The sequence below is a fragment of the Opacimonas viscosa genome, assembly GCF_024199005.1.
Classification (GTDB): Bacteria; Pseudomonadota; Gammaproteobacteria; order Enterobacterales; family Alteromonadaceae; genus Opacimonas; species Opacimonas viscosa.
Genome location: NZ_JANATA010000198.1, coordinates 1 through 260 on the forward strand (window position 1 = coordinate 1; position 260 = coordinate 260).

Consider the following 260-nt stretch of genomic DNA (forward strand, 5'->3'; position numbering starts at 1 on the left):
CCGTATCACCGGCGCTAAGACGATGCACACCGGCCGCCACTATTTTTTCTGAAGTGGAAAGCCCACTCACCACCTTAAAGCCCTGATCGGTGATACCGCCTAAGGTGACCGCACGCTTTTCAAGGGTCATGTCATCCAGGATCACGAACACGTAGCTTTGCTGCGCATTTTCCGCATCAGCAAAAACCGCAGATGACGGTACATTCCAGCCACCGCTTTTCACTTTCATCACTTCGTCGAGTTGCGCTCTCACTGTTGCT

At 52.7% G+C, this 260-nt stretch carries 1 protein-coding gene; it reads right to left on the reverse strand.

The window, feature by feature from the left end; translation table 11 throughout:
- Nucleotides 1-260 (reverse strand): permuted SH3 domain-containing protein (locus tag NLF92_RS13295; RefSeq protein WP_489886394.1); only part of this gene is annotated, 260 nt, incomplete at both ends.